General features: G+C 68.8%; 25 protein-coding genes, 1 tRNA gene and 1 pseudogene. 13 read left to right on the top strand and 14 right to left on the bottom strand.

The genetic code is table 11. The annotated features are described in order from the left end of the window. Positions 1–1126: 1126 nt before the first annotated feature. The 4 genes from HTZ77_RS29615 to HTZ77_RS29600 form a co-directional block, all read right to left on the bottom strand. Positions 1127–1399, bottom strand: a complete 273-nt coding sequence (locus HTZ77_RS29615) for a hypothetical protein (protein WP_175592970.1) — start codon at positions 1397–1399, stop codon at positions 1127–1129. A gap of 513 nt (positions 1400–1912) precedes the next feature. Further along, positions 1913–2236 (bottom strand): FmdB family zinc ribbon protein, encoded by a 324-nt coding sequence (locus HTZ77_RS29610; RefSeq protein ID WP_175592969.1) that lies wholly within the window; start codon positions 2234–2236, stop codon positions 1913–1915. A gap of 147 nt (positions 2237–2383) precedes the next feature. Then, complete coding sequence (locus tag HTZ77_RS29605; protein ID WP_175592968.1) at positions 2384–3889, bottom strand: potassium/proton antiporter; 1506 nt, start codon at positions 3887–3889, stop codon at positions 2384–2386. Positions 3890–3912: 23 nt separating this feature from the next. Then, positions 3913–4482 carry a 5-formyltetrahydrofolate cyclo-ligase gene (locus HTZ77_RS29600; protein ID WP_175592967.1) on the bottom strand — a complete coding sequence of 190 codons (570 nt, stop codon included), beginning with the start codon at positions 4480–4482 and terminating at the stop codon, positions 3913–3915. A 24-nt stretch (positions 4483–4506) separates the two neighbouring features. On the opposite strand from HTZ77_RS29600, the gene galU reads away from it, so the two are divergent. The 10 genes from galU (at position 4507) to HTZ77_RS29550 (ending at position 13202) form a co-directional block, all read left to right on the top strand. Continuing rightward, positions 4507–5409, top strand: coding sequence for a UTP--glucose-1-phosphate uridylyltransferase GalU (galU, locus tag HTZ77_RS29595; protein ID WP_175592966.1), 903 nt, complete (start codon positions 4507–4509; stop codon positions 5407–5409). 23 nt (positions 5410–5432) lie between these two features. Beyond that, the gene (gene glp, locus HTZ77_RS29590; RefSeq protein WP_175592965.1) at positions 5433–6620 is read left to right on the top strand and encodes a molybdotransferase-like divisome protein Glp; all 1188 of its coding nucleotides are present in this window, start codon (positions 5433–5435) and stop codon (positions 6618–6620) included. Between the two features lie 11 nt (positions 6621–6631). Beyond that, positions 6632–7105, top strand: coding sequence for a cyclic pyranopterin monophosphate synthase MoaC (moaC, locus tag HTZ77_RS29585; protein WP_175592964.1), 474 nt, complete (start codon positions 6632–6634; stop codon positions 7103–7105). A 40-nt stretch (positions 7106–7145) separates the two neighbouring features. Further along, positions 7146–7670 carry a MogA/MoaB family molybdenum cofactor biosynthesis protein gene (locus tag HTZ77_RS29580; RefSeq protein WP_175592963.1) on the top strand — a complete coding sequence of 175 codons (525 nt, stop codon included), beginning with the start codon at positions 7146–7148 and terminating at the stop codon, positions 7668–7670. A gap of 40 nt (positions 7671–7710) precedes the next feature. Continuing rightward, entirely contained in the window at positions 7711–8355 is a 645-nt protein-coding gene (locus HTZ77_RS29575; protein WP_175592962.1) for a GNAT family N-acetyltransferase, read from the top strand. A 124-nt stretch (positions 8356–8479) separates the two neighbouring features. Continuing rightward, complete coding sequence (sepX, locus tag HTZ77_RS29570; protein WP_175592961.1) at positions 8480–9115, top strand: divisome protein SepX/GlpR; 636 nt, start codon at positions 8480–8482, stop codon at positions 9113–9115. Between the two features lie 67 nt (positions 9116–9182). Then, positions 9183–9256 (top strand) — tRNA-Ala (locus HTZ77_RS29565). 307 nt (positions 9257–9563) lie between these two features. Next, complete coding sequence (locus HTZ77_RS29560; RefSeq protein WP_175592960.1) at positions 9564–10265, top strand: ATP-grasp domain-containing protein; 702 nt, start codon at positions 9564–9566, stop codon at positions 10263–10265. A gap of 961 nt (positions 10266–11226) precedes the next feature. Next, positions 11227–12114, top strand: coding sequence for an SMP-30/gluconolactonase/LRE family protein (locus HTZ77_RS29555; RefSeq protein ID WP_175592959.1), 888 nt, complete (start codon positions 11227–11229; stop codon positions 12112–12114). A 350-nt stretch (positions 12115–12464) separates the two neighbouring features. Next, the gene (locus HTZ77_RS29550) at positions 12465–13202 is read left to right on the top strand and encodes a serine/threonine-protein kinase (protein WP_175592958.1); all 738 of its coding nucleotides are present in this window, start codon (positions 12465–12467) and stop codon (positions 13200–13202) included. A 68-nt stretch (positions 13203–13270) separates the two neighbouring features. Here HTZ77_RS29550 and HTZ77_RS29545 read toward each other — a convergent pair whose 3' ends face one another. Beyond that, positions 13271–13549: a hypothetical protein gene (locus HTZ77_RS29545; RefSeq protein WP_175592957.1), complete on the bottom strand. Its 279-nt coding sequence runs from the start codon at positions 13547–13549 to the stop codon at positions 13271–13273. 13 nt (positions 13550–13562) lie between these two features. On the opposite strand from HTZ77_RS29545, the pseudogene HTZ77_RS48800 reads away from it, so the two are divergent. After that, positions 13563–13649: pseudogene (locus HTZ77_RS48800) on the top strand (hypothetical protein); the annotation flags it as partial. 370 nt (positions 13650–14019) lie between these two features. Here the strand turns inward: HTZ77_RS48800 and HTZ77_RS46740 are convergent. The 6 genes from HTZ77_RS46740 to HTZ77_RS29515 form a co-directional block, all read right to left on the bottom strand. Beyond that, positions 14020–14418 (bottom strand): chromo domain-containing protein, encoded by a 399-nt coding sequence (locus HTZ77_RS46740; RefSeq protein WP_235995288.1) that lies wholly within the window; start codon positions 14416–14418, stop codon positions 14020–14022. 223 nt (positions 14419–14641) lie between these two features. Further along, entirely contained in the window at positions 14642–15523 is an 882-nt protein-coding gene (locus HTZ77_RS29535) for a bile acid:sodium symporter (RefSeq protein WP_175592955.1), read from the bottom strand. A 40-nt stretch (positions 15524–15563) separates the two neighbouring features. Further along, positions 15564–16901, bottom strand: a complete 1338-nt coding sequence (locus HTZ77_RS29530) for a Dyp-type peroxidase (RefSeq protein ID WP_175592954.1) — start codon at positions 16899–16901, stop codon at positions 15564–15566. A 22-nt stretch (positions 16902–16923) separates the two neighbouring features. After that, positions 16924–17943 carry a hypothetical protein gene (locus HTZ77_RS29525; RefSeq protein ID WP_175592953.1) on the bottom strand — a complete coding sequence of 340 codons (1020 nt, stop codon included), beginning with the start codon at positions 17941–17943 and terminating at the stop codon, positions 16924–16926. 33 nt (positions 17944–17976) lie between these two features. Then, the gene (locus HTZ77_RS29520) at positions 17977–18510 is read right to left on the bottom strand and encodes a hypothetical protein (protein WP_175592952.1); all 534 of its coding nucleotides are present in this window, start codon (positions 18508–18510) and stop codon (positions 17977–17979) included. Between the two features lie 102 nt (positions 18511–18612). After that, positions 18613–19311 (bottom strand): FAD-dependent oxidoreductase, encoded by a 699-nt coding sequence (locus HTZ77_RS29515; RefSeq protein WP_175592951.1) that lies wholly within the window; start codon positions 19309–19311, stop codon positions 18613–18615. A gap of 304 nt (positions 19312–19615) precedes the next feature. Here HTZ77_RS29515 and HTZ77_RS29510 point away from each other — a divergent pair, with 304 nt between their 5' ends. Then, complete coding sequence (locus HTZ77_RS29510) at positions 19616–20236, top strand: hypothetical protein (protein WP_205303744.1); 621 nt, start codon at positions 19616–19618, stop codon at positions 20234–20236. A gap of 64 nt (positions 20237–20300) precedes the next feature. On the opposite strand, the gene HTZ77_RS29505 is transcribed toward HTZ77_RS29510, so the two are convergent. Beyond that, on the bottom strand, positions 20301–21134 hold the full coding sequence (locus HTZ77_RS29505) for an MBL fold metallo-hydrolase (protein WP_205303742.1): 834 nt from the start codon (positions 21132–21134) through the stop codon (positions 20301–20303). A gap of 80 nt (positions 21135–21214) precedes the next feature. On the opposite strand from HTZ77_RS29505, the gene HTZ77_RS29500 reads away from it, so the two are divergent. Beyond that, a complete protein-coding gene (locus HTZ77_RS29500) occupies positions 21215–21823 on the top strand; it encodes a helix-turn-helix domain-containing protein (RefSeq protein ID WP_175592949.1) in 609 nt (202 codons plus the stop codon). A 384-nt stretch (positions 21824–22207) separates the two neighbouring features. Here HTZ77_RS29500 and HTZ77_RS29495 read toward each other — a convergent pair whose 3' ends face one another. After that, positions 22208–22987 (bottom strand): hypothetical protein, encoded by a 780-nt coding sequence (locus tag HTZ77_RS29495; RefSeq protein ID WP_175592948.1) that lies wholly within the window; start codon positions 22985–22987, stop codon positions 22208–22210. A 94-nt stretch (positions 22988–23081) separates the two neighbouring features. Further along, positions 23082–24020 (bottom strand): zinc-dependent alcohol dehydrogenase, encoded by a 939-nt coding sequence (locus HTZ77_RS29490; protein ID WP_175592947.1) that lies wholly within the window; start codon positions 24018–24020, stop codon positions 23082–23084. Positions 24021–24084: the final 64 nt, after the last annotated feature.

Here is a 24084-nt window from a genome sequence, read left to right as displayed (position 1 = left end):
AGGGTCTTCGGTGGTTGGGAGGTTGACGGGTGCCTTTGGCGGTTGGAGATCGAGGCGGTTTGAGATTGATCGGCTCGGAGCTGTCCGTTGGAGATGGATCGGCTTGGAGCTGTTAGGTGAGTGTTTCGGGTGGGGGCGAGCTGGGTGTGCGTGGTGTCTCGGTCTGGTGTGAGCGGGGCTGCGGGGCATCTCGGGCCTGCATGGAGGTGGATCGCTCTGTCATGTGCCGCCGTAGGGTGGCCACCTCGTCGCTGAGGGCTGCGAGATCTTGCCTGATCTCGTTACGGAGCTGAGTGACGTCGTCCATCACCTGGGTGATGCCGATCATCGTTGCCGTGATGCCGTCTGTGATACGCGCGCTCATTTCGAGGGCCTCCACGCGCGACGTCAGGCGGAGGAGATGGGCTTCTATGTCCACGTATTTCTGCCTTTGCGGGAACGAGTAAGGGTCTCTTGCGGCTGTGGACCTCGGGATCCGTTGTGAGCGCACAGTGACAGATAGTTGGCTCTTGTGGCAGGCGCCGCCCTTGGCTGCGGGTGTAGTTCTTTGTTCCGCAGCTCAAGTTCTTTCTCCTCCGGGACAAGATTTCTTGTGAGGGGAAGACGTGAGTACGTCCCTGTCCGACGGGGCGTCTTGAGGATCGTCGGCGGCAGAGCGGGATGTAGGCGTGCTCCGGTCAAGGGGCGGGCGGCCCGGCCAAGGCGAGATACATGGCCAAGGCGAGATGTATGAAGGTACGAACCTGCCGTCACCTGCAGAAGCTGGGGCAGTCGTTGATGTTGCCGTCGGCGACTAGGTGTGGCTTGGTGGTCAGTCCGCCGTGTGAGTGCCTGAGCGCCTGTCCGCCTTGGTGGGAGGGTTCGGCTCCGCTGGCTTCTCGCCTTGTAGGGCGCCTGTGGGTCCGCACGATGGTCGAATCGACGCGCACCGCCCACCGGTCCACCGCGCTCACCGCGCCGTCGCAGCAGCGAGGTTGGGGACTTCCTCTGATCCACGGGGCGTGGTCGCACACACCGACTCAAGGGGTGGGCTCAGCCTCGGCTTTGATACGAGGGTCGATGGCTTCGGCTGAGCCCGTGGGGTCGAGGGATCGATTGACCCCTCATGTGGCAGTGGAGAGGGCTCTCAGCTGTCAGACGGTTGATCCGGGTGGGGGTGGCCCGGATGTGCGTGGTTTCTCGGGGGGATGGAGCTGGACAGGACGGCCACATGCCGTCGAAGGGCGGCCACCTCGTCGCCGAGGGCTGCGAGATCTTGCAGGACCTCGTTGCGGAGTTGGGCGACATCGTCCGCCACGTGGATGATGCCGAGCGTCGTCGTCACGTCGGTGATGAGTGCGCCCGCTTCGAGTGCCTGCACGCGCGACGCCAGGTCGTGGAGGTGCGCTTCTGTGTCCATGCATTCCTGCCTTTGCAGAAACGAGGAAGGGTCTCCTGCGGTCATGACTAACCAGGACCCACTGTGAGCGAACAGTGACAGATGGCTGGCCTTCGTGTCAGGCGAAGCTGCTGACAGGAGTGGAGTTCTTTGTCCCGCAGCTCAGGTTCTTTCTCCCTGGGGACAAGATCTCGTGCGAGGCGGGAGTCGCGAACAGGTCATTCTCCATGGACCTGGAGGCGGCTTCGGCCGCCGACAACCCCGACGGGGCGTGGCGTCCGCGCCTTCCTGGCGGCACAAGCCAAGAGGTCTCCGGTCGATATGATCCTCGGACGCGGAGACCTCGTGGACGCGGACTGAAGGCCCGACCCTGATGCCAGGTGGTCTCGAGGCGGGGATCCGTCTCGACAAGGATGCCGTGCCGGACGTCCCCCAGCCCTGTCGGTGCAGGGCGGTGGCTCGGACGCGAGGGTGGGGCCGTTCGTGGCGGCGGCCGCCGGGCTGGCCGGCGCACCGCTGCGGAAGGAGCTCCGGTCAGTTCGTGGCGGCGGACGCTGCCGGGGTCGAGCTGGAGGAGGACGAGGACGACGACTCGCTCTTGCCCGCAGACGACTCGCTCTTGCTCGACGAGGACGACGAGGTAGAGGACGACGACGAAGAGGCGGGGGAAGAGGACGACGACGAGCGGCTGTCCGTACGGTAGAAGCCCGAGCCCTTGAACACGATGCCCACCGCCGAGAACACCTTGCGCAGGTTGCCCTGGCAGGCGGGGCAGACGGTCAGCGCGTCATCGGTGAACTTCTGGACGACCTCGAGCTGCTCACCGCAGTCGTTGCAGGCGTACTGGTAGGTCGGCACGCGCTCCTCCTTCAGGCTTGCTTTGGCACTCGAGCTGTGCGACTGCTAATGGTAACCGATCCGGTCAATCGGCTATTCCAGTACCTGGGCATCGCCTTCCCTGCGCCTTGCCTGGGGTGCCGTCAGCGAACGTCCCGGACAGTGCGCCTACTCCAGGCCGCGTTCCCCGTACCAGCCGGCCAGCTTGCCCCTGCGGCTGACCGCCCGCAGACGCCGCTCCACCTGGTCCCGGCAGGCCGCCGTGGTCACCACCAGCAGTTGGTCGTCGGTCCGGACCCGGGTCGTGTCCGACGGGACGAACGACTTGCCGTCCCGCACCACGAGCGTCACCTGGGCCCCGGCCGGGAGCCGGAGTTCGAACACCTCCACACCGTGCAGCCCGGAGCCGGGCGGGATCCGTACCTGCAGCAGGTCGGCCTGGAGCTCCTCCAGCGGCGCCGCCTCGACCTCCAGGTCGTGCGCCTCGCCCGGCGCGGCCACGCCCAGCACCCGGGCCACGAACGGCAGCGTCGGCCCCTGCACCAGCGTGAACACGATCACGATGATGAACACCTCGTTGAAGATGTCCTTCGACCCGTACACGCCCTCGGCCCACGGGATGGTCGCCAGCACGATCGGGATGGCGCCGCGCAGCCCCGCCCACGACAGGAACGCCTGCTCCCGCAGGCTCACCTTCGCGATCCGCGCCACCCGCGCCAGCACCGAGCTGACCAGCACGGACGCCGGCCGGGCCAGCAGCACCAGCGCGGTCCCGGCGATCAGGCCGGGGATGATCGACGACGGCATCTCCGAGGGGCTGGCCAGCAGTCCCAGCATGACGAACAGCCCGATCTGCGCCAGCCACGCCGCCCCCTCGGCGAAACCCCTGGTCGCCGCCCGGTGCGGCAGCCGGGAGTTGCCGAGGATCAGTGCGGTCAGGTAGATCGCCAGGAAGCCGGAGCCGTGCAGCAGCACGGCGCCGCCGTACGAGACGAAGGTCAGCGCCAGCACGGCGATCGGGTACAGGCCCGAGGCGGGCAGCGCCACGCGGCGCAGCGCGTACGCGCCGGCGGGCCCCACGGCCAGGCCGACGGCGGCGCCGATGACCAGCTCGACCCCGGTCTGCAGCAGGAACGTGCCGATCGACGGCGTCGTGTGGGCCGTCGCGCTCAGCAAGACGACGGCGATCACGGTCGGGGCGTCGTTGAAGCCGGACTCGGCCTCCAGCACGCCCGCCAGCCGGGGCGGCAGCGGCAGCCGGCGCAGCACGGAGAAGACGGCGGCGGCGTCGGTGGGCGCGAGCACCGCGCCGAGGATGAGCGCCGTGATCGGCTCGAACCCGAGCAGCAGGTGGACGGCCAGTGCCAGTACCACGATGCTGACCGCGACGCCCACGGTGGCGAGGATCAGCGCCAGCGGCACCGCCCGCCGCACGTGGCTCCAGGTCGTGGTCAGACCACCCTCGGCCAGGATCACGGCCAGGGCGGTCATGCCGATCTGCTTGGCCAGGTCGGGGTTGTCGAACGGGATGCCGACCCCGGCCTCGCCCAGGACCAGCCCGAACCCCAGGAACAGGAGCAGGCTGGGCAGTCCGCTGCGGTGCGCGACCCGTACGGACGCGATGGCGGCGATGACGATCGCCGCACCGATCAGGAGCCAGACATCCAGTGGCATCTGGCCCCCTCTCGCACGTTCGGTCACATAAGCCTAGTGAGTTCCCGAGGGGTGATCGCCCAGCGCACCCGCTGGTCATGCGGCTCGGCGGGGACGCCCTCGACGAGCTCTCCGGGGTGGAGCAGCGCGACGGTGGGCACGTTGGGGCCGACACGGGCCAGGGCGCGGTCGTACGAACCGCCCCCGCGGCCCAGCCGTACCCCGGTCAGCCGGTCCACGGCCAGCGCCGGGACGATGACCAGCGCGGCGGTGCGGATCGCGTCGACGCCGCGGCGGGTGTCGACCGGCTCCATCACCCCGTACCGCCCCGGGGCCAGGGTGTCGGGGCCGTCGTACACCGCCCAGTCGAGGTCGTTGTCCTCCTTCAGCACGGGCAGGATCACCGTCGCCCCGTGCTTCCACAGCGCGTACACCAGCCCGTGCGTCTCCGGCTCCGTGCCCATCGACCAGTAGCAGGCGACGAGCCCGGCCATCTGGACCCACGGCTGGTCGAGCAGTGTTTCGCGTACTTTGGAGGCGTTCGTCCGTAGCTGTTCGGGGGAGAGTGAGGCACGTGACGCCATCAGTTCGCGACGCAGGTTCAGCTTGTCCACAGGTCCCTCCACTAGGGTCTACTCATGGCTGACTTCGACCCTGTGACGAAAGCCGTCGTGCCCGCCGCGGGTCTGGGCACCCGGTTCCTTCCGGCGACCAAGGCGACACCCAAGGAGATGTTGCCCATCGTCGACAAGCCCGCCATCCAGTATGTCGTCGAGGAGGCCGCCTCCGCCGGTCTGCTCGACGTCCTCATGGTGACGGGCAAGAACAAGCGGTCGATCGAGGACCACTTCGACCGCGCGTTCGAGCTGGAGGAGGTGCTTGAGGCCAAGGGTGACGAGCACCGGTTGTCCCAGGTTCGCGAGCCCGCCTCACTTGCCACGCTGCACTATGTACGGCAGGGCGAGCCGAAGGGCCTCGGCCACGCGGTGTTGTGCGCCAAGCAGCACGTGGGCGACCACCCGTTCGCCTGCCTGCTCGGCGATGACCTGATCGACTACCGTGACCCGCTGCTCAAGCGCATGATCGAGGTGCGCAACACGTATGGCGGCAGCGTGATCGCGCTGATGGAGGTGCCGAAGGAGCAGGTCTCGCTGTACGGCGTGGCGACGATCGCGCCGACCGACGAGTCCGACGTGGTACGCGTGACGGACCTGGTGGAGAAGCCGCCGGTGGACGAGGCGCCGTCCAACTGGGCGATCATCGGCCGGTACGTCATCGACCCGGCCGTGTTCGAGGTGCTGGAGAACACCGCCCCCGGGCGCGGCAACGAGATCCAGCTCACCGACGCGCTGCGCACGCTGGCCGGGCGCGGCTCCGGGGAGGGCGGTCCGGTTCACGGCGTGCTGTTCCGCGGGCGCCGTTACGACACCGGCGACAAGCTGGACTATCTGCGCACCGTGGTGAAGTTCGCGGCCGATCGGGAGGACCTGGCGCCGGAGTTCGTGCCGTGGCTGCGCGAGTTCCTCAACGAGGTCGGCTGAGCCGGCCGAGCGGGGGGATCGCGATGAAGTCGGTTGACGCGCATCTGGCCGAGATCCTGGCCACCGTACGTCCGCTGGCGCCCTTGGAGCTGGAGCTCGAACGGGCGCTGGGCGCGACGCTGGCCGAGGACGTGATCGCGCCGGTGCCGCTGCCGCCGTTCGACAACTCGGCCATGGACGGCTACGCCGTGCGGGCCGCCGACCTCGCCGAGGTGCCGGCCACGCTGCCGGTGATCGACGACGTGGCCGCCGGGTCCGACCAGCTTCGGGCCGTCGGGCCCGGGCACGCGGTACGGATCATGACGGGCGCGCCCGTGCCCGCCGGCGCCGACACCGTCGTACCGGTGGAGTGGACCGACGGCGGCACGGTCACGGTCACGATCCAGCGCTCGGCCCCCGAGGGCAACGCGATCCGCCGGGCCGGCGAGGACGTGAACGCCGGCGAGGTCGTGCTGGAGCAGGGCACCGTGATCGGCCCCGCCCAGCTCGGCATCATCGCGGGGGTGGGCCGCCGGCGCGTGCTGGCGCGCCCGCTGCCGCGGGTCGTCGTGCTGTCCACGGGCGCCGAGCTGGCCGAGCCGGGCACCCCGCTCCAGCCCGGCCAGATCTGGGATTCCAACAGCTTCGCCCTCACCGCGGCGGTACGCGCCGCCGGCGGCGAGGGCTTCCGGGCGCCCACCGTGGGCGACGACCCGGGGGCGTTCATCGACCAGCTCGACGCGCAGCTCCTGCGCGCCGACGCCGTCATCACCAGCGGCGGTGTCTCCATGGGCGCGTACGAGCCGGTCAAGGAGGCGCTCTCGCCGCTCGGCACGGTCCGGTTCGAGAAGGTCGCGATGCAGCCGGGCATGCCGCAGGGGTTCGGCGTCGTGGGCGAGGACCAGGTGCCGATCTTCGCGCTGCCCGGCAATCCGGTCTCGTCGTTCGTGTCGTTCATGCTGTTCGTACGGCCGGCGCTGCGGAAGATGCGCGGCCTGGAGGCCGGGCCGCCCAGGACCGAGACCGCGTACGTCGTCGGCCCGCTGAAGTCGCCGGCGGGACGGCGCTCGTTCCTTCGCGGCGTGCTCGACGAGGACGGCACCGTGACGCCGGTACGCGGACAGGGGTCGCACCAGCTCGCGGCGCTGGCCACGGCGAACGCGCTCATCGTGGTGCCCGAGGACGTGACGGAGGTGCCGGCGGGCACGGCCGTCGAGGTGATCCCCCTGTGAGAAGGTGACCTTTGGCGAGTGAGTTCACGCACCTGGACGAGACAGGTGCGGCACGCATGGTGGACGTTTCGGGCAAGGACGTCGGGGCGCGCGCGGCCGTGGCCACGGGACGCGTGCTGCTGTCGGCGGAGGCCGTGGCGCTGCTGCGGTCGGGCGAGGTGCCCAAGGGCGACGCGCTGGGCGTGGCGCGCATCGCCGGCATCATGGGGGCGAAGCGGACACCCGATCTCATCCCGCTCTGCCATCCGATCGCGCTGCACGGTGTGAAGGTGACGCTCGACGTCGAGGACCAGGGCGTGGCGATCACCTGCCGGGTGAAGACCGCCGACCGTACCGGTGTGGAGATGGAGGCGCTGACCGCGGTGTCGGTGGCCGCGCTGGCGTTGATCGACATGGTGAAGGCGGTGGACCCGGCCGCGGTGATCACCGATGTGCGGGTGGAGGAGAAGACGGGCGGCAAGACCGGTCACTGGACGCGGCCGTGACCCGTGCGCTGGTGGTGACGGTGGTCCGGGGGGTGCGGCGATGACCCGAGCGCTGGTGGTGACGGTGTCGAACCGGGCGTCGGCCGGGGTGTACGAGGACCGGTCGGGGCCGCTGCTGGTGTCCCTGCTGGAGGAGGCCGGATGCGCCGTGGACGGGCCCGTGGTGGTGCCGGACGGCGAACCCGTGGAGGCGGCGCTGCGTGACGGGGTCGCGGCGTCGTACGACGTGATCGTGACGACGGGCGGGACGGGACTGACGCCCACCGACCGCACGCCGGAGATGACCGCCCGAGTGATTTCTCGGGAAATTCCCGGCATAGCCGAGGCGATCAGGCAGGCGAACCGCGACAAAGTTCCCACCTCGATTCTGTCCCGCGGCCTCGCCGGACAGGCCGGACGTACGCTGATCGTCAATCTCCCCGGCTCCACCGGAGGTGTGCGCGACGGCGTCGCCGTCCTCGCTCCCGTTCTCCGGCACGCGGTGGAGCAGATCAACGGCGGCGATCACCCGCGTTCCGGCGACGATCACCCGCGCTCTGATCACGATCACCTGGGCTCGCCCTGATCCGTGGCGGCGGCGTCCCTGATGGGGGGATGATGAGGGGGTGGATCGACTTCGTGGCTGGCCGGCGACCCTGGAAGAGGGGCCCGTAGGCCTCCGGCCGCTGCGGCTGGCCGATGTGCGCGTGTGGCGTGACACGCGGGTGCGCAACGCCGACTGGCTGCGCCCGTGGGAGCCCAGCAACCCGGAGACGCCGCTGTTCCGTACCGGTCTGGGCCCGTACGTCTCCATGGTCGGCACCCTTCGCCGCGAGGCCAGGCAGGGTCTGGCGCTACCGTGGGTGATCACGTACGGTGGCCGGTTCGCCGGACAACTGACCGTCGGCGCCATCGTCTGGGGCTCGGCCCGCTCGGCCCAGGTGGGGTACTGGATCGACGGCGCCCTCGCCGGCCGGGGCATCACGCCCACGGCGCTGGCCATGGCCGTCGACCACTGCTTCTTCACCACCGGCCTGCACCGCCTGGAGGCCAACATCCGCCCCGAGAACCAGGCCAGTCGCAGGGTGGTTGAGAAGCTCGGATTCCGGGAAGAAGGCATTCGTCGCCGCCAGCTCCACATCGACGGAGCCTGGCGCGATCACATCTGTTACGCGTTGACCGTCGAGGACTGTCCCGGCGGCCTGCTCGTGCAGTGGCGGCGCGCTCGCGAGTCGGCCTCTCACGGCGGGTCTCCGGTAGAAGAGGTTTGACGATCTCGCGACACACCGCACCGAATGCTCGTCAATCAGTGACACGCGGTCTTACGGTGCGTGACGTGAGCACATCGAAGACGCCGACGACACACGGGTGTCTTCGTCGTGCCCGGAGGTGGCCGTGAGCAGCGTCCTCCTCTATCTCGCCATCGTCGTCATGTGGTTGTGCGTGCTCGTGCCCATGTGGCTGCGCCGCGACAAGACCAACCTGGCCGAACTGGCGGAGCTCGAAGAGTACTACACCGGCGAGCACCAGTTGCCCGATCTCGAGCGTCTGGAGGCCCAGGAGGGGGGCGGCTCGGGTGCCGCCCTGGGGGCCTTGGGGGCCGCCTTCACCCCGCCGCCCGGGGTGGTGGAGGGCGAGCGGGTGGACCCGCGCCAGTTCCGGGCCAAGCGCCGCGCCATCATCGTCGCCCGGCGCCGCCGGCTGCTCTTCTTCACCGGGCTGCTGGTGATCGCCTCGGTGGTGACGGCCGCGGTCAAGATGATGCCGTGGTGGGGGGTCGCGCCCTCGGTGGTCATCGCGCTGTCGTACATGGGGTTCCTGCGGATCGCCGTACAGGTGGATCGGGAACGGCGCGAGCGCGCCGACCGGGGCCGCGCGGAACGCGCCCGCCGCCTCCGCGACCAGCGCGAACGCACCGCCCGCCTGGCGGCCGAGGAGGAACGGGCGGAGATCATCGACCTGTCGGCGCGGCAGGAGGATGTCCTGTTCGACCAGTACGCGGAGCCGCCGCGGCGCGCGGTGGGGGACTGACTCGGGGTGTGGGGGCCGTGGGTGGCGCGAGGACCTCTGAAGGTTTGCTAATCTGGTCGAGGTTCTTGGGGATGTAGCGCAGTCCGGTAGCGCACTTCGTTCGCATCGAAGGGGTCAGGGGTTCGAATCCCCTCATCTCCACCTAGGGCCGTTCTTGAAACGGCTGGACTGAAGTTGACGGGATCCCGTCTGATCATCGAGATCAGGCGGGATCTTGTCGTTTCAGGAGTTTCCGAATCGGGTTCGTCCCGGTTTGGGGCCGCGGAGCAGGTGTCCTGGAAGGCGCGGGTGGTGTCAGGGCGCTGGTGGAGGTCGGCGTTCGCGTCGCTGGGCATGGCGGTGGCTGTGCCGGGAAGCCGACGGCCTCTATGCGATCGCCCCCGGGATTAACGGCTACGCCGCCAGCTTGGGCCACGCGTTCCAACAGTGACGTCACCATCGCCTCTCGGTGCTCTTCGCGCTGGGAGAATCCTGGGGTGACCACACGTCGATCGTTCATGCTGCCGCCGCGCGCGACCACGACGGGACAGCTTCTGGCAGAGGCGGCTGTGTGGCGGGGCCTGGACGTGCGCACCCTGCCCGGACCTCCGATCCCTGCCGACCTGAAGGGATCGAGCTGATCACTCTGGGGCAGGCTCGGCGGCACCGCGTCCCTCGCTTCGTCAAGCCGGCCGCCGGGAAGCTTTTTCCGGCTGGAGTGCGTCCGGACGGCACCGGTCTGCCATCGGACCTTTCCGCGGAACTTCCCGTGTTGTCCGCCGAACCGGTCGCATTCGCTGAGGAGTACCGGCTCCACATCCTGGATGGCGAGGTGCGCGCCGCGAGCCGCTACGCCGTTTTCGGGGTTCTCGACAGCGCACCGCTGCCGCTCCGGCATCCCGCGCTCGGCTTCGGCGCTGAGCTGGTCAACCACCTGGCGACCGGGCTGCCGAGCGCTGTCGTGGTCGATGTCGGAATCCTCTCTGACAGCGGTCGGTTCGCGGTCGTTGAGGCCAATGAGGCATGGTTCAGCAACGCCTACGCTGCGGACGCCGACCGTGTCCTGGACGTCGTCCTGCGGGCGGCGGGACCCGCGCACGAAATGCGGAACACCGATCGGCTGTTCGCGCGAAGCACGTCGGCCCGGTCGGCCGGCATGCCCGAATTGTGACAACCCTGGACCAGAGTGCCGGCGCGACGCGTTCATGTATCGAAGCCGAGAACACTGGGTAGGAGTTCCCTATACGACGTCGGTTACGGCCGGCAGGGCGGCCCCGCGAGGGGCCGCATTTTTATGACCGAGCCGCGGGTGCCGCCGCGACGCGACGAGGGGACGTTGCTGCGATTGCGCCAACGTTCTGAGCAGGCAGTACTGCACGGGGACCGTGCCGTCCAGCAGATAACTGCCCACTCTTTCCGGTTCCCGAGACGGCTTCTGACCAGGTCAGCGCAGCGAGACCACTGGGGAACCAATCCGGCGCCACACCGGACACCGCTGTCCACAGCCGAAACCCCTGCTCCGCCTCCAGTGCCTGACCAGCCCTATCGGCCCTTTCCGGCGTACTTGGTCTGCGCCCCTGGGAGGGCGAGCGTCCCGCAAACCAGCCAACCGGCGACTACGAGCCCACGAGCTCCGCTGCGCCGGGCTGCTCGTACACGCTTAAATGATCATCCTTGGATCGGGAGGGAGTTATGAGGTGACATGCACTATCAGTCGGGAAAGAGCTGGTCCATCGCTTCGGCTCCTTCCAGGAGCGTCGGGCGGAGCTGCTTGCGGCAGGCCGTCTCCTCGCCAAGGTGTTGCGGTGGCCGACCAGGCGGGAGATGTTCTCCAGCGGGATGCCGGAGTCGGACAGCAGCGAGACGAAGCTGTGCCGAGTTCGGGGCCGACCTCGGAGGCGAAGACGAGGTTGTTGTCCTGCCAGTTCGCAGCCGCCGCGTAGCGGGCCACGTCCTGGCGCTCGTGGGGGATCTTGAAGGCGTCGACGCAGCGTTCACATTCACCGACACCGCACTTGACGTGTATCGCTGGACGGGCGGGCCGGGCACTCGCGGCCGCGGTGCATGCGGCAGAGTTGATCGGCGGCTGGGCAGGTCTGGCTGACATGGCGTTCGCGAATGGAGGTCCAGTCATGGACAGATTCAAGGCACAGTTCGAAGTGCTGGACGAGCGGTTCGGATTTGATGGCGGCGACGACTACGTGGAGGTGTTGCATCGCGGCAGCCGCAAGACCGAGGGACCGGTCTACTTCCCGGCCGGGCGCTACCTGGTGTGGAGCGACATCCCCAATGACCGACTGCTGCGCTGGGATGAGACGACCGGTGCCGTCGGCGTGTTCAGGAGCCCGTCCGGTAACGCCAACGGCAACACGGTCGACCGCCAGGGCAGGCTGATCACCTGCGAGCAAGGGACTCGCCGGGTGACCAGGACCGAGCACGACGGCTCGATCACCGTGCTTGCCGAAAGCTACCAGGGCAAGAGGCTCAACAGTCCGAACGACGTCGTCGTCCGCTCTGACGGCTCGATCTGGTTCACCGATCCGCGCTACGGCATCACCGGCTACTACGAGGGCGGCCCGGCCGACAGCGAGATCGGCGCAGACCACGTGTACCGGCTCGATCCAGATACCGGCGAACTGACGATCGTCGCCGACGACTTCGTCCGCCCCAACGGGCTGGCCTTCTCTCCGGACGAGAGCCAGGTGTACATCGTTGACTCCCGTAAGCGGCACATGCGCGTCTTCGAGGTTCACGACGACGGCACGCTGTCCGGTGGGAAGATCTTCGCCGAGGCCTGGTTCGACGGGATCCGGCTCGACTGCTACGGCCGCGTCTGGGCCGCCGCCCTCGACGGCCTGCACTGCTATCACCCCGATGGCACCTTGCTGTGCAAACTCCTGCTGCCCGAGTCGGCCTCGAACCTCACATTCGGCGGCGCCAAGCGCAACAACCTGTTCATCACCAACTCGGCCGGTGACCTGTACTCGATTCGGCTCACCTTCGCCGGGGTCGCGGCATAGAGGCCGATGTCGTACGGGCGAGAACGAGCAGGTGGTCATCGCCGCCTGCTCCGTGACGCTCGCGACAGCCGGCCGGAGCGCTGGTCGTGCGAGGTGATGCGGGCATCGGCGAGTCGGCGTTGCTCGACCACACCGCCAGCGCTCTGTCCTCGACCGCATCAAGGCGTTGCCGCACCGTCAGGCCGATGCGTCCTGTACGGCAGACCACCCGATTCTCCTGAAGAGCCGAGGCTGGTCTTGATCAGCCGCATGATACTCAAGGGGACGGAGCCATCAGCGGTGCAGTCTCTGCACAGGACCCCGACCGGATCGCCGACTACCGGCTCATCGGCAGACTGGGGGAAGGCGGCATGGGCGTGGTCTACCTCGCCCGCTCGCCGCGTGGCCGGATGGTGGCGGTGAAGACCATCCGCGCTGAACTGGCGGCGGCTCCGGATTTCCGCCGTCGGTTCGCCCAGGAGATCGTCGTGGCGCAGCAGGTAGGCGGGGAGTGGACGGCAGCCGTGCTGGCCGCCGACCCCGACGCGGCATTGCCCTGGGTGTGCCGGGCGCTGGGCGACATCCACGCTGCAGGGATCATCCATCGTGACTTGAAGCCGTCGAACGTGATGGTGACCATCGACGGCCCCGAAGGTGATCGACTTCGGCATCGTCCGCGCCTTGGACGCCTCCACCACCGGGGGTCTCACCTCCGCGGGGCAGTGATCGGCGCTCCCGGCTTCATGTCGCCGGAACAGATCCGGGGCGAGAAACTGACCGGGGCGAGCGACATCTTCTCGCTGGGCACGGTGCTGGCCTTCGCCGCTGCCGGGAGGCTGCCGTTCGATGCGCAGGACAGCCAGTTACACGCTCTGATGTACCGGGCGGTGCACGAGCCGCCGGACCTCACCGGTGTGCCAGAGCCGCTGCTGGGGCTGATCAAGGACTGCCTGACCAAGGACCCGGCCGGCCGACCCTGGACGAGCTGCGGGCGCGGGAAGAGACGCAGTACCGCTCGCTGGGGCCGTGGTTGCCGTCGGGGGTGCTGGCCAGGCTGGGCCAGGAAGCGGTGCAACTTCTGGACCAGGAGGATCCGCGCACCCGGATGATCCTCGCCGCGGGCGCCGCACCTGGCGTGGACCCGGTCACCGAAGCAACGGCCGTGGCCCCGGCCGCCTCACCGCAACCGCTCACAGCCCGGCTCACCATGTCGTTGGCTGCCCCTGAGGCGCCTGTCACCGGCGACCAGCCGCATCAGCAGGCTGCCCGGGCCGGGCAGCCGGAGGGAACACAGCCCCGGCTGGTCGACGAACGCCGCCGCGCACGCGGGCAGGCGCTCCCGGCCGACGAGTACCGGGCCGCTGTCTACTGGCTCCTCGCCCTCTTCGCCCTCGTCTCCGTGCTCACAGCCGTCCAGCAGCTCGTTGTCGCTGTCGAAGGAGCAGACGATCTTCATCGGCGTCGGTCTGGTGGTGGGCTGGCTGATCTGGTTCGCCCGGGTGCGCGCCGTCGCCGAGCGGCTCGCGCCCGGCCAATTGCGGTACCGCGAGTCCATGGCGGTAATCGGCTGGTTCGTCCCGGTGGGGAACCTCTTCCTTCCCAAGCAGATCGCGGCTGCTGGCCACCTTCCTGACCTGGCCTCTCTACTGGACCCCATGGACGGAGGGGGCCAATGTAAGGATTTCCGGCGGGGCCCAGCCCTCCTGGTACGAGTTCGAGTCGCTGGCCTGGATCAGTCTGGCCCTGCAGGTGCTGGTTGTGCCGACGACGGTCGTGGCGGCTCTTTATGTCCGCCGGCTGACCGCCATGCAGGCGGCCAAACTCGGCGAGCGACTGCTCACCCGCGCCCCGGCGGTGTGAACGGCCCGGGTGCCGGGTCGGGTTGGTTCGGTGAGCCGCCGTCCGTCCGCGTTCTGTACCTGTGTGCTACACCTGCTCATTCGACAGGGAGGGAACGTGGATGCCATGGGCTTGGAGCCGAGAAACGATCAGGCCTCGAAGCTCACGTTCCTGCGCGGCTTTGTCGTGATGTCCCACCCGGTCACCGGCTCCAGCCCAGCACTCGAGGACGTCAACAGTCAGAAGCCACTGAGCGAGCGTGAGTCTGGGTTTCACGATCTCGTCCGGCGGCGGCCACGTGCCGGAGCCGGGAACGCCGGGTTTCCATTGGGCGATCTGATCCCAACCGGCCCTTCGGACGCTGCGCGCAAGGTCGGCCCGCTGGGGATCGCCGTCCACCGTCTCGACACTGGCGTCGTTGTCCATGCAGGCGTCGATGAGCCCCCACTGACGGAGGGACATCGCGATCATGAGGCCGACACTCATGACGGGCATGCTTTCAAGATCGTAATGGGCGGTCAAGGCTGAGGGGCCGGGGAAAACCACATCGGCCTCCGGCCATTACAGCCGGGAAACGATCAACGCGGCCATGGGAAGCGATCGTCAGCCGACGACTATTCCCGCTGCTTGACCCCACTCGTGAACTCCCCACCTAGGTCAAAGGCCGCTTCCAGGGTGTTGGAAGCGGCCTTTTGCGTTGCTGAGTGACTTATAGGTCCTGACGACGGCGCTCAGCCGTGCGATGGCGGCTCAGTCTCGCCGCGATGAGGAGGCTGCCTGCCAGGCCGCTCAGCAGGACGGCCGCGAGTGCTCCCAGGATGGCGGGCTCGTTGCCGAAGGCAATGCCGACGGCGGCGAGCGCCGGTCCCACGTTGCGCACGGCCGCGACCCCGCCCATGGTGCTGCGGCGTACCCATGGCCCGGTGGCCAGGAGCGTGCCGAGAGCGAATGCGGCGACGGCGAAGGCGAAGCCCGCGAGCAGGCTGAGTGAGCCGATCAGCGCGACGACGTCACGCCAGCTGCCGAGGAGCATGCCCACCAGGACGACGAGGAACGTCACGTTGGACACCGCGCCGGCCACGGGATGCCATGACAGCGCGGTGGACGGAGCGAAATGGCGCACGACCAGTCCGACGGCGAACGGTGCGAGTTGGAGGATCGCCACGGTCAGCATCAGTGTCGCCACGTCGAGGGAAACCCCGCCACCCACGTTCGCGGTTTCGAGCATGAGGTTCGCCGTCGGACCGAAGGTGATGCTGCCGATCGCGGCCAGCAGCGCCTGCATCGCCGCACCCGCGACCACGTCCCCCCTCTGGATCATGGCGAGTTTCGCCCCGAACGGCCCGCCGGGCGAGGACGCGACCAGGAGGAGCGCGATGAACGCTGCCGTGGGCAAGCCGAACAGCGCGGCGGCGCCCCAGCCGAGAAGCGGGATCACCACCAGGTTGGCCAGTAGTACCAGCAGGAGCAGCGGAAGGTTCGCGAGGACGGCCAGCAGCGCCGGCAGCGTCGCGCCGAGGCCGGCGGCGAGCATGGTGGCCGCTATGAAGATGACGGTGACGGCGTTGAACAGCAGGTGGAGCGTGTCCATGTGGATCTCCGGTCATCGTGCCAGAGTGGCGTCGCCATGGTCAGTCGGTGAGGTCGCCGAGCCAGCGCAGTGCGGTGAGTCCTGGCATGAAGCAGTATTCGCCGCCGCGCGTGACGACGAACTGGGGCAGCGAGCACAAGCGTCGCCGCACCGGTCGCCGGGGGACGATGAAGTCGCCGGAGCCGTCGCGGGATCCGAGGATCGGGTCCTTCGCGTCGCCTGAGCCGAAGAAGACGCCGTCGTTCATCCATTCGGACTGGACGAACTCGAACTGCCGCCCCAGGTGCGCCCCGATGAAGGCGAACATCAGGCCGCGGTCGGCTCCGTCGTCTTCCAGGATGCCTTCGGGCAGGGGCGGGCCGTAGACGGTGCCGCGCCTGATCATCCGGTGCAGCCTCGGTACACCCGCCACCGCCGCGTCCCGGGGGTTGCCCCGGCGGATGTGACTGCCGCCGGGAGTGATGAATCCCGCCGGGTCGTCCTGCTGATAGAGGAAGCTGTTGCGGTACGGGTCGGCGTCGAGGCCGGGATCGTCGTGCGATGGGCTGAGGGCCAGGGGGGCGCCGCTGCGCCAGCGTCCCATGATCTTCGCTGCCAGCAGCTCCTCGTCCTCGGGGCCGGTGGCGTTGTCCCTCAGGTAGCGCCGGAACGCGCCGACGCGCTGGTGGAGCTTGCGGAAGGCCACGTAGGTGCCGTTGCGTCCCAGTACGTCGGGCTGAGGGGTTTGGACGCCGCCGAGCTCGTCGGGGTATCCGAGCACGAACTCGCCGGCCTTGAGCGGGGCCTCCAGCCGGTTGGACCCGGCGATGCCGCTGCCCTCGACGGCGGGATGGCTGATGCCGTCGCGGTAGCCGAAGGGTTCGGTCTCGGTGGGCAGCGCGTGGCAGTTCTGCCGCCAGATCGCCGTCACACCGGTCAACGCGTCGTAGGCGGGACGGGCCCGGTCGATGGCGGCTTCCAGCCGCGCGCTGTCGGGCGCGAGCGCCACCAGGGCCACGTGGACGTCCGGCGTGCCGAGCGGCGGCTCCCAGTTCTCGGGGCTGCTCTCCCCGATGTCGCTCAGCGTGGCGGCCCGTGCGGCCATGCCCTGCCGGAACTCCCAGGCGAAGGTGTCCAGTGACTCGTCAGGGACGCCGAGCGCCTTGAGCCCGTGGTAGGTGAGGGCGACGCTGACCCAGGTCTCACCCAACGGGCTGACCGTGTCGGCGGCCGAGGTCACCACGGCGCTCACCCGGCGCATCAGCTCCCGTCCGTGCTCGCGGTCGTCGATGCGGAACAGGATGTAGGTCGCCGCGTACGGTGTCGGCCTGGGGCTGAGAACGCCGCGCTGGATGTCGTCGAGGTCGAGCTTGACCTGGGCCTGGGTGTGCTCACTCACCGGAACCCGCCTTCCCGCCGTGCTACTTCACCGAGACGATGTTGTGCCAGAAGGTGCGCAGGCTCTCGTCCACGCCGAACAGCGAGCTGAAGATCGTGGTGTCGGCGAAGATGACGTCCCCCGCCCGGTCACCGGCGGGTGGCATCCACAGGAACATGTTGAACTCGGTGTTCCCCGCCTCGGTGAACGGATGTGGCGGTCTGGACATGTCGATGGGCTGCCTGCCCAGGACGTGGATGACGTTCGGGGCGTCGGTGGTCACGGCGTAGTGCGGCAGGTGCAGGTGGAAATTGAAGCTGGTCACGCCGTCCAGCCATCCCTTGGTGTCCAGGTCCCTGGCGATGGACAGGGGCGCGCTCTTGTTCCCGTCCGTCACGGCGGGCCGCAGTCCGTAGCGGTTCTCGACGGGGATCCCCAGACCCTCCATCAGCGATCGGGTGTACCTGCCGAAACGTTGCTGGCGGGGGACCAGCGCGTCGCCGTGATGGTGATATTCCATGTTGCGGACAGTCATGTCGTCCGATGCGCCGACGTCGTGATGCGGTCCCAGTGCCAGGCAGGTTCCCTCCCGGGTGAGGAAGTCACGCACCGCCTCGATCTCCGCGGGCGTGGCGTCCTGACCGGTGATCATGTGGTCCAGTCCCCACACGAACAGGGTGTCCGTGTCCGCCAGCACGCGCTCGTCCAGCGGGGTGTGGAAGCCCGCCTGGTCGACGCGCTGGTACACGGGGACCTGGTATCCGGTGGTCTCCTGGACGAACTGCTGGAAGGGCAGCCAGCCCCAGAAGAACAACTCCAGCCCGCCCGCGATGCCTTGCTGGAAGCGCATCGGGTCCGACCACTTCGGGTCCTCGTAGGCGGGCCACGTCACGCGGCGCACCTCGGTCATCGTGGAGAACCGGTTGTCCAGCTCGGCCGGGTTCCTGCCCGCCTCGGCGGGGAAGCTCCAGGCCACGTAGATGCTCAACCGGCGCCGGCCGGGGTCGTACGGGCGCGGCACATGGTTCTGGTTGTAGGTGCGCGCGGTTCTGGGCTCGTTCATCTCATCTCCCCCTGTGGCGGGCGCGAGCGGGTGTCACTGCAGTTGGTCGAGCATCTCCGACAGAGCGCTCTTGACCTTCAGAGCTTTCTTGATCTCGTCGGCGGAGACGTACGGGTACTCGCCGTACTCGATGAAGCTCGGGCAGTGGTGTTCGCGGACGAACTTGACGAACGCCTCAGGGTTGGTCTTCCAGTCCTCGGGAAAGCCTTCGAGGTTCTCGAAGACCGTGTTCACCCCCGCCCTGGTGAACAGGGCGATGGCATCCTCGGTGTACTTGTCGAAGTCCGTGTCGAAGATCCCCTGGTACATGAAACGCTTGTCATCGTCGAACAGCACCCAGCGCAGGTAGTGCAGCTTGAGCGGCGCGAGAAGATCCGGATCGCTTTCCAGGGCCGTGGCGAGCGTGTAGCCGTAGCCGCGGATCGCCTCGGCACGGCCGGGTTTGACGTCGGCGATGATGGTGAACCCGTAACAGGCCGGGGTCCGCGGATAGACGGGACCGTACTTGCCCTGCTCCAGGTGGTCGGTCTCCTTCGGAATGACGACCGCCTGCGGCCTGATCTCCATGCTCGTCCCTCTCCCTCGTCCTGCTCGCGGGGGGGACTGAAGCCGCCTAGCTGCGGCAATTCTTCCACAACGTGGCGGCGATCGGCAGTCCGAAACCGCAGGTCACCGCGATCGAACGGCTTCAGCAGGGCGGCTCGTACCGAGGTCCGTCCGCGTCCGGGCCCAGGCCCAGGCGGCGGGTGGCGATGTAGGCGGCCCGGCCCACGACGGCGGCGTACGTGGGAAAGGAGAGTGGATCCGGGCGAGGTCCTGGACCCGCAGCTGAGCCGTCATCGCCACGGCGGCCACCTGGGTGATCTCCACGGCACGCTCTCCCACGACGTGGCAGCCGAGGATGCGATGACTGATCCGGTCGACGACGAGCTTGCAGAACCCGACGGTCCGGCCGTCGATGACGGGACGCGCGGCCGCATCGAGGGGGACGGTGGCCACGACCACGTCGTGGTCTCGGCGGGCCTTCCCCTCTGTCAGGCGTCGACGCGCAACCCCCATGCCGTCGACACGGGCGCGCAGCGCCGCATGGGTCCCGATGTCGTGAACGACCTCGCGCACGCGGTCGAGAAGCCGCGGATAGTCCAGCCGGAAGTCGCCGGTGGTGATGCCGTACCGACCGAGTTGTCGGGCCTCCCGCATGAGACGGGCCGCATGCGCGAGGGTACGGACCGGTACAGGGCCGTCGTTGGCCGCCATTCCACCGAACTGCTCGCGAGTCACCAGAGTGGTACGAGCGCCCAGGTCCGCGGCGCGATGCGCGGCGAAGACACCTGCCGGTCCGGCGCCGATGACGAGGACATCGGTCATGTCCAGTCCTGTGGTCGAGGCGGAAGGTGGCAGGCAGCCATGCGGCCCAGGACGGGCCGACACGGCTGAGACCGTCCACCGCTCTGTCCCTCTGATGTAATCGGTCGAGTACATACCGCATCGACGCCGGTGGTGGCTTCGACCGACGGGCCGGCCTTGGCGTCTGTGACCGAGGCCGCCTAAGATCCGCTCCGCGACCCGTTCGCGGGAGGCGGAGGGCGCAGGGCACGGTGAACGGATGACGGGTACGGCAGGCGGTCCGATGGCACGAGACACGACGTCCCGCCAAGCGATCGACTTACGGGTGCACCGCTGGCTGATGATCGTTGGGGCGCTCCTCACCGGCGTCGCCCTGCTGCTGTTGTCGCTGCTCCCCGGCGCGCCTTCCGAGGCGGTCGCAATGACGGCGTGGGTCGAACGCGGTCGCTCGCTCCTGTCGTGGAGCGACGAACTGCTGTTCTTCGCGGTCATCTGCTGGGGAGCCGGTGCCCGCGGCCTCTTCGGCGAGCGTAAGGCCGGACCGTCGGCGCGGATCAACCTGGGAGTGACCGCCCTCACGACCGCCCTCGTCGCCCTCGTCGTCCTCCTGCTCGCGGTGGGGCGTCTGGTCTACCCGGTGTTTGAGGTACGGCTGTCGGCCGAGGTTCTGGCACTGGTCGTCAGCTCGGCGTTCGGCGCCCTGCATCTGGCGTTCCTGGGTTTCGCCGTTGCCGCGGTCGCGCTCAGCTGGTCGACACGCGCCGGACTGGTCGGGCGAGCTGTCGGCATCTTTGCCGCCGCCGCATTCGTCGTCGGCTCCTTCCCCTGGCTGACACCGAACTGGTGGAACTCGTCGGTCGCGGTATTGGTCGCCGCGTGGGGTGTGTTCCTGGCCCTCGCTTCCGTAACTCGCGCCGAGAATCCCGGCGAGGCAAGTACGCCGTGATGGTGGGCGCGCCCGCCGGGTCGATGACCCACCTGGTGGCGCGGCCCGCAGCCGGCAGGCTCGATCAGCCGATCGGTGGTGCGAGGTATTCCAGCGCATAGCCGTCGCCGGAGGGGGTTACCCGGGCGATGCCGGGTGAGTCGAGGTGGGCGCCGGCTACGAAGTGGTGTGGTCCGGTCAGTTGCCGGAGGAGGGCCGCTCGCGCGGCGCGCGCCTGGGTCTGGTTGCCGTCGAGCTCCCAGGACACGTTCGGCTGATCGAACTGGAGCGTGGGAACGTGAACGGTGTCGCCCCAGACGAGAAGGTGGCCGGTGCCGCTCCTGACGTCGTAGACGGTGTGACCGGGTGTGTGGCCGGGTGTCGGGATCGCGGTGGCCCAGTCGTTGATCGCGACCTTCTCCGGCACGGGTACGACCCGGTCGCGGATCGGCTCCAGCCGCCCCGTGAACACCGAGGTGTCGCCCGCGCCGATCCACACGCGTTCGAGTTGGGTGAACGCCTCCGAACCGTCCGGCGTGATCAGACCGCTCACGTGGTCTTCGTGGTTGTGGGTGATGGCCACATCGGTGACATGCGCGCGGTCGATTCCCGCTTCGGCGAGCGCGTCGTAGATCAATCCCATGGTGGGGTCGTGCCAGACGTTGGACGCGCCGGTGTCGATGAGAAGCGACCGCGTGCCGTCGGTGACGAAGAAGGCGTTGACCGACAGCCGCAGGTTGTCGCCGGCCAGCGGGACGGCGGCCGGCAGCTCATCGAGCGGGCGCCCGTCCTCGTCGCGGAGCCGTGTCGGCGGCATGTCGATGTACCCGTCTCGCAACGAGACCACCTGCAGATCGCCGAATTCGAACGTGGCATGGAGCTGGCCACTTGAGATCAAGCGCATGGGATCCTCCGTCATGTCTCCCATAGAAGATCATTTCTTCTATGGGAGAAACCCTACACTATGGGCAGCGAGGTACCCAGCGATCGAGGAGCACGGTGGTCGAGCGAGACGGCAACGCGGCCGAACTACAGCACGGTGACGACCTGGCCGGCGCGTTCGGCGGCAACGTGCGGCGACGCCGCGAAGAGGCGGGCCTGACGCTGGAGCAACTGTCCACGCAGTCGTCGGTCAGCCGGGCGATGCTGTCCAAGGTCGAACGCGGTGAGAAGAGCCCGACGATCGGCGTCGCGTCCCGGATCGCCCATGCGCTCGACGCGTCGCTCTCGGACCTGATCGGTGCGCCGGCCGCTGCCGCGTCTGGTGTGGCCGTTGTCATGCGCAAGAGCGATCGCCCCGTTTTCCGTGACCCGGAAACCGGCTTCGAGCGGCACATGGTGTCGGCGGCCCCGGGCGCGGGAGGAGCCGAGATGATCGTTCACTACCTCCCGGCGCAGGTCTCCACCGGGCTGCTGCCCGCCTATCCGCCGGGTACGGAAAAACAGCTCGTGGTGCTCGAAGGCGCCCTCACTGTCGCGATCGGCGGGATCAACGAGACCCTGAACGCCGGCGACTCCCTGTTCTTCCAGGCCGACGCGGACCACGGCTTCGCCAACCGAACGAACGCTCCCTGCGAATACATCATGGTCATCTCACGCAGAACCTGATGGGCCGAGGCCCGCGGTCCAAGTCGCAGCCCAACTCGGCCTGCACTACTTCGACCCTCAAGAAGATCGGCTTCGGACCTCGTAGCCACGATCGAGACCGCCGCGCCAAGACGAGCCCCCGGCAAAGCGTGTGTCACCGTCATCGGTAGCCGCTCTCGCGGATGTGGCGCCACTGGCTCCGAGATGGCGGGCGATCTCCTCCTCCCACGTCCGCAGGAAGTCCGGATGGCGCTCGGCGAACTCGCGCAGCGGTTCCCGGTCCTCTGGCGTGAGTGCGGTCAGGCCGTACGTGATCCGTACCGTGCAGGCTCGCGCTCGACCACCACCCAGATGGTCCGCTCGCCGTGCGCGTCGGTCTCGAAGACCGTGCCGGGGGCGGAGTCGTCACTGGTCTTCAGCGGGTGTATTGCACGGCCATACCTCGCCGGTCTGCGGGTGCCGTGGCACCAGGGCGATGTCCGTGATCGGGGCGGACAGGCCGGGCCCGGCCAGGACGAGGTGGCGTTCCGGTGGCCCCGGAGGGAGCAGGCTGTCGATCGCCCGGCGGAACACCTCTGCGACTGGTCCCTCAGGGACGGACACCCGCTGTCCACCCGAGACCGCCAGCAGGTGCGCCAGTGCCACCGCGACCGCGGCCTCCCACTGCGGGCTCCAGTAACCACACGGATCGACGGGCGGCGTGCTCGGCAGCTCCGTCCAGTCGATCACCCGCTGGACGGGGCCGTCGACGGAGACAGGGCGCACGGCTTCCGGCTCCAGCCACACCACCTGCCAGAACCCGCAGTCGTCGACGCGAGTCGCCACCGGACAGCCGCACGTCGCGCACGCCAGGTTGGGGCCGTACTGGCCGTCCCAGCCACAACAGCAGCCGCCCAGCCGATCCGGGATGAAGACGGTCCCGCGGACGTCACCCGGCGCGATCCCGATCCTGTTCGGGGGCCCCGAGATGCAGTACGTCAGCAGCCGGACGCCGTGCTCTTCCGGCGCCGGCTTCCATGGTCGCCAAGGCCGGCCGTCTCCGGGGTCGACCGCGTACGTTCCTGGCTCCAGGAGACCGGGGAGCAGGTCATGGCCGTACTTCTGGCCGGAATGGTCGGGAAGCGCCACCCGCGCCACCCTCGCGGTCAGCACGGCGCCGCACCCCGCGCAGGCGAAAACGACCAAGCAACCTCCTTCGTCGGAACGACGCGATCATGGTGGCACGACGTTCTGCCTTCTCTGAGCGGATCACCGCGTCGCGACGCCCGCCCGGAGGGCCCTATCGGGAGGGCTCCAGCACCACCTTGATCGCTCCTGCGGACCTGTCGCGGGCCACGCGGAACGCCTCGGCGGCGTCCTTCAGCGGGAACCGGTGAGTGATGACGGTCTCCGCGATCTCCGGCCGGGCGGCGAGCATGTCCGCGGCCTGGCCGAACTCCCGCACGCCGTCGGGCCGGCCGTACGCCATGGCGTTGACGTAGGTCAGCTCCTTGATCAGGCTGTGCGTCGCCGGGATGCCGATCGTGTCGTCGTAGACGCCCAGCACGACGACCCGTCCGCCCACCGCGGCCAGTTCGGCGCATCGGGCCAGGCCCGACGGGCTGCCGGCGGCGTCGATGACGACGTCGTAGTCGCCCTTCGGGCGTCCGGCGCCGAGGCGCTCCGCGGCTGCCCTCTGGTGCTCGTAACGAGCTTCCACGTCGACGTCGAAGCCCAGATGGCGCGCGACGGCCGCCGCGAGGAGCGCGATGGATCCCCCGCCGACGACAACCACCCGCTCGCCGGGCCGCGGCTCGGCCTTCCCTACCCCGTGCCACGCGACGGCGGCGGGCTCCACCAGGCAGGCGTCCCGCACGGGCAGGGCTGCGGGCAGCGGCAGCAGGGTGTATTCCGGGACCACCACGGATTCCGTCATTCCGCCATCCCGGAAGATGCCCAGCGTGCCGTGCGCCGGGTCGGCGCAGCGCTGGGTGTTGCCCGCCGTGCATTCCGGGCAACGGCCACAGTAGATGGACGGCTCGACCACGAAGGCGGCACCGTCGGCCGTCGTTCCGGCGAACTCGTGGCCGTACGTGAAGCCTTGGAGTCCGCTCGCGACGAACGTGACGTCCGTGCCGCAGATCCCCGCCGATGCGACGTCCAGCCGAACCCCCGACCCCTCCGGGCCGGCCACGTCCTGCACCTGGATCCCCTCGTCCGTGTTCCTGACAGCCAGCACTCTCTTTCCTCCCCCGTGGTTCCGCCCGGTTGCCGGACGTGAGCCATCTCTTAAGCAAACGATG

Origin of the sequence: Nonomuraea montanisoli, assembly GCF_013363975.1 — a bacterium.
GTDB lineage: Bacteria > Actinomycetota > Actinomycetes > Streptosporangiales > Streptosporangiaceae > Nonomuraea > Nonomuraea montanisoli.
This window is presented reverse-complemented; position numbering and strand designations above follow the sequence as displayed.

Coding starts and splice junctions, on each gene's coding strand:
- HTZ77_RS29545 (WP_175592957.1), bottom strand. CDS start 13,549: ATGAAGATCGTCTGCTCCTTCGACAGCGACAACGAGCTGCTGGACGGC.
- HTZ77_RS29555 (WP_175592959.1), top strand. CDS start 11,227: ATGGACAGATTCAAGGCACAGTTCGAAGTGCTGGACGAGCGGTTCGGA.
- HTZ77_RS29580 (WP_175592963.1), top strand. CDS start 7,146: ATGACCCGAGCGCTGGTGGTGACGGTGTCGAACCGGGCGTCGGCCGGG.
- HTZ77_RS29505 (WP_205303742.1), bottom strand. CDS start 21,134: ATGACGGAGGATCCCATGCGCTTGATCTCAAGTGGCCAGCTCCATGCC.
- HTZ77_RS29515 (WP_175592951.1), bottom strand. CDS start 19,311: ATGACCGATGTCCTCGTCATCGGCGCCGGACCGGCAGGTGTCTTCGCC.
- HTZ77_RS29520 (WP_175592952.1), bottom strand. CDS start 18,510: ATGGAGATCAGGCCGCAGGCGGTCGTCATTCCGAAGGAGACCGACCAC.
- glp (WP_175592965.1), top strand. CDS start 5,433: ATGAAGTCGGTTGACGCGCATCTGGCCGAGATCCTGGCCACCGTACGT.
- HTZ77_RS46740 (WP_235995288.1), bottom strand. CDS start 14,418: ATGAGTGTCGGCCTCATGATCGCGATGTCCCTCCGTCAGTGGGGGCTC.
- HTZ77_RS29535 (WP_175592955.1), bottom strand. CDS start 15,523: ATGGACACGCTCCACCTGCTGTTCAACGCCGTCACCGTCATCTTCATA.
- HTZ77_RS29615 (WP_175592970.1), bottom strand. CDS start 1,399: ATGGACACAGAAGCGCACCTCCACGACCTGGCGTCGCGCGTGCAGGCA.
- HTZ77_RS29525 (WP_175592953.1), bottom strand. CDS start 17,943: ATGAACGAGCCCAGAACCGCGCGCACCTACAACCAGAACCATGTGCCG.
- HTZ77_RS29605 (WP_175592968.1), bottom strand. CDS start 3,889: ATGCCACTGGATGTCTGGCTCCTGATCGGTGCGGCGATCGTCATCGCC.
- galU (WP_175592966.1), top strand. CDS start 4,507: ATGGCTGACTTCGACCCTGTGACGAAAGCCGTCGTGCCCGCCGCGGGT.
- HTZ77_RS29550 (WP_175592958.1), top strand. CDS start 12,465: ATGGGCGTGGTCTACCTCGCCCGCTCGCCGCGTGGCCGGATGGTGGCG.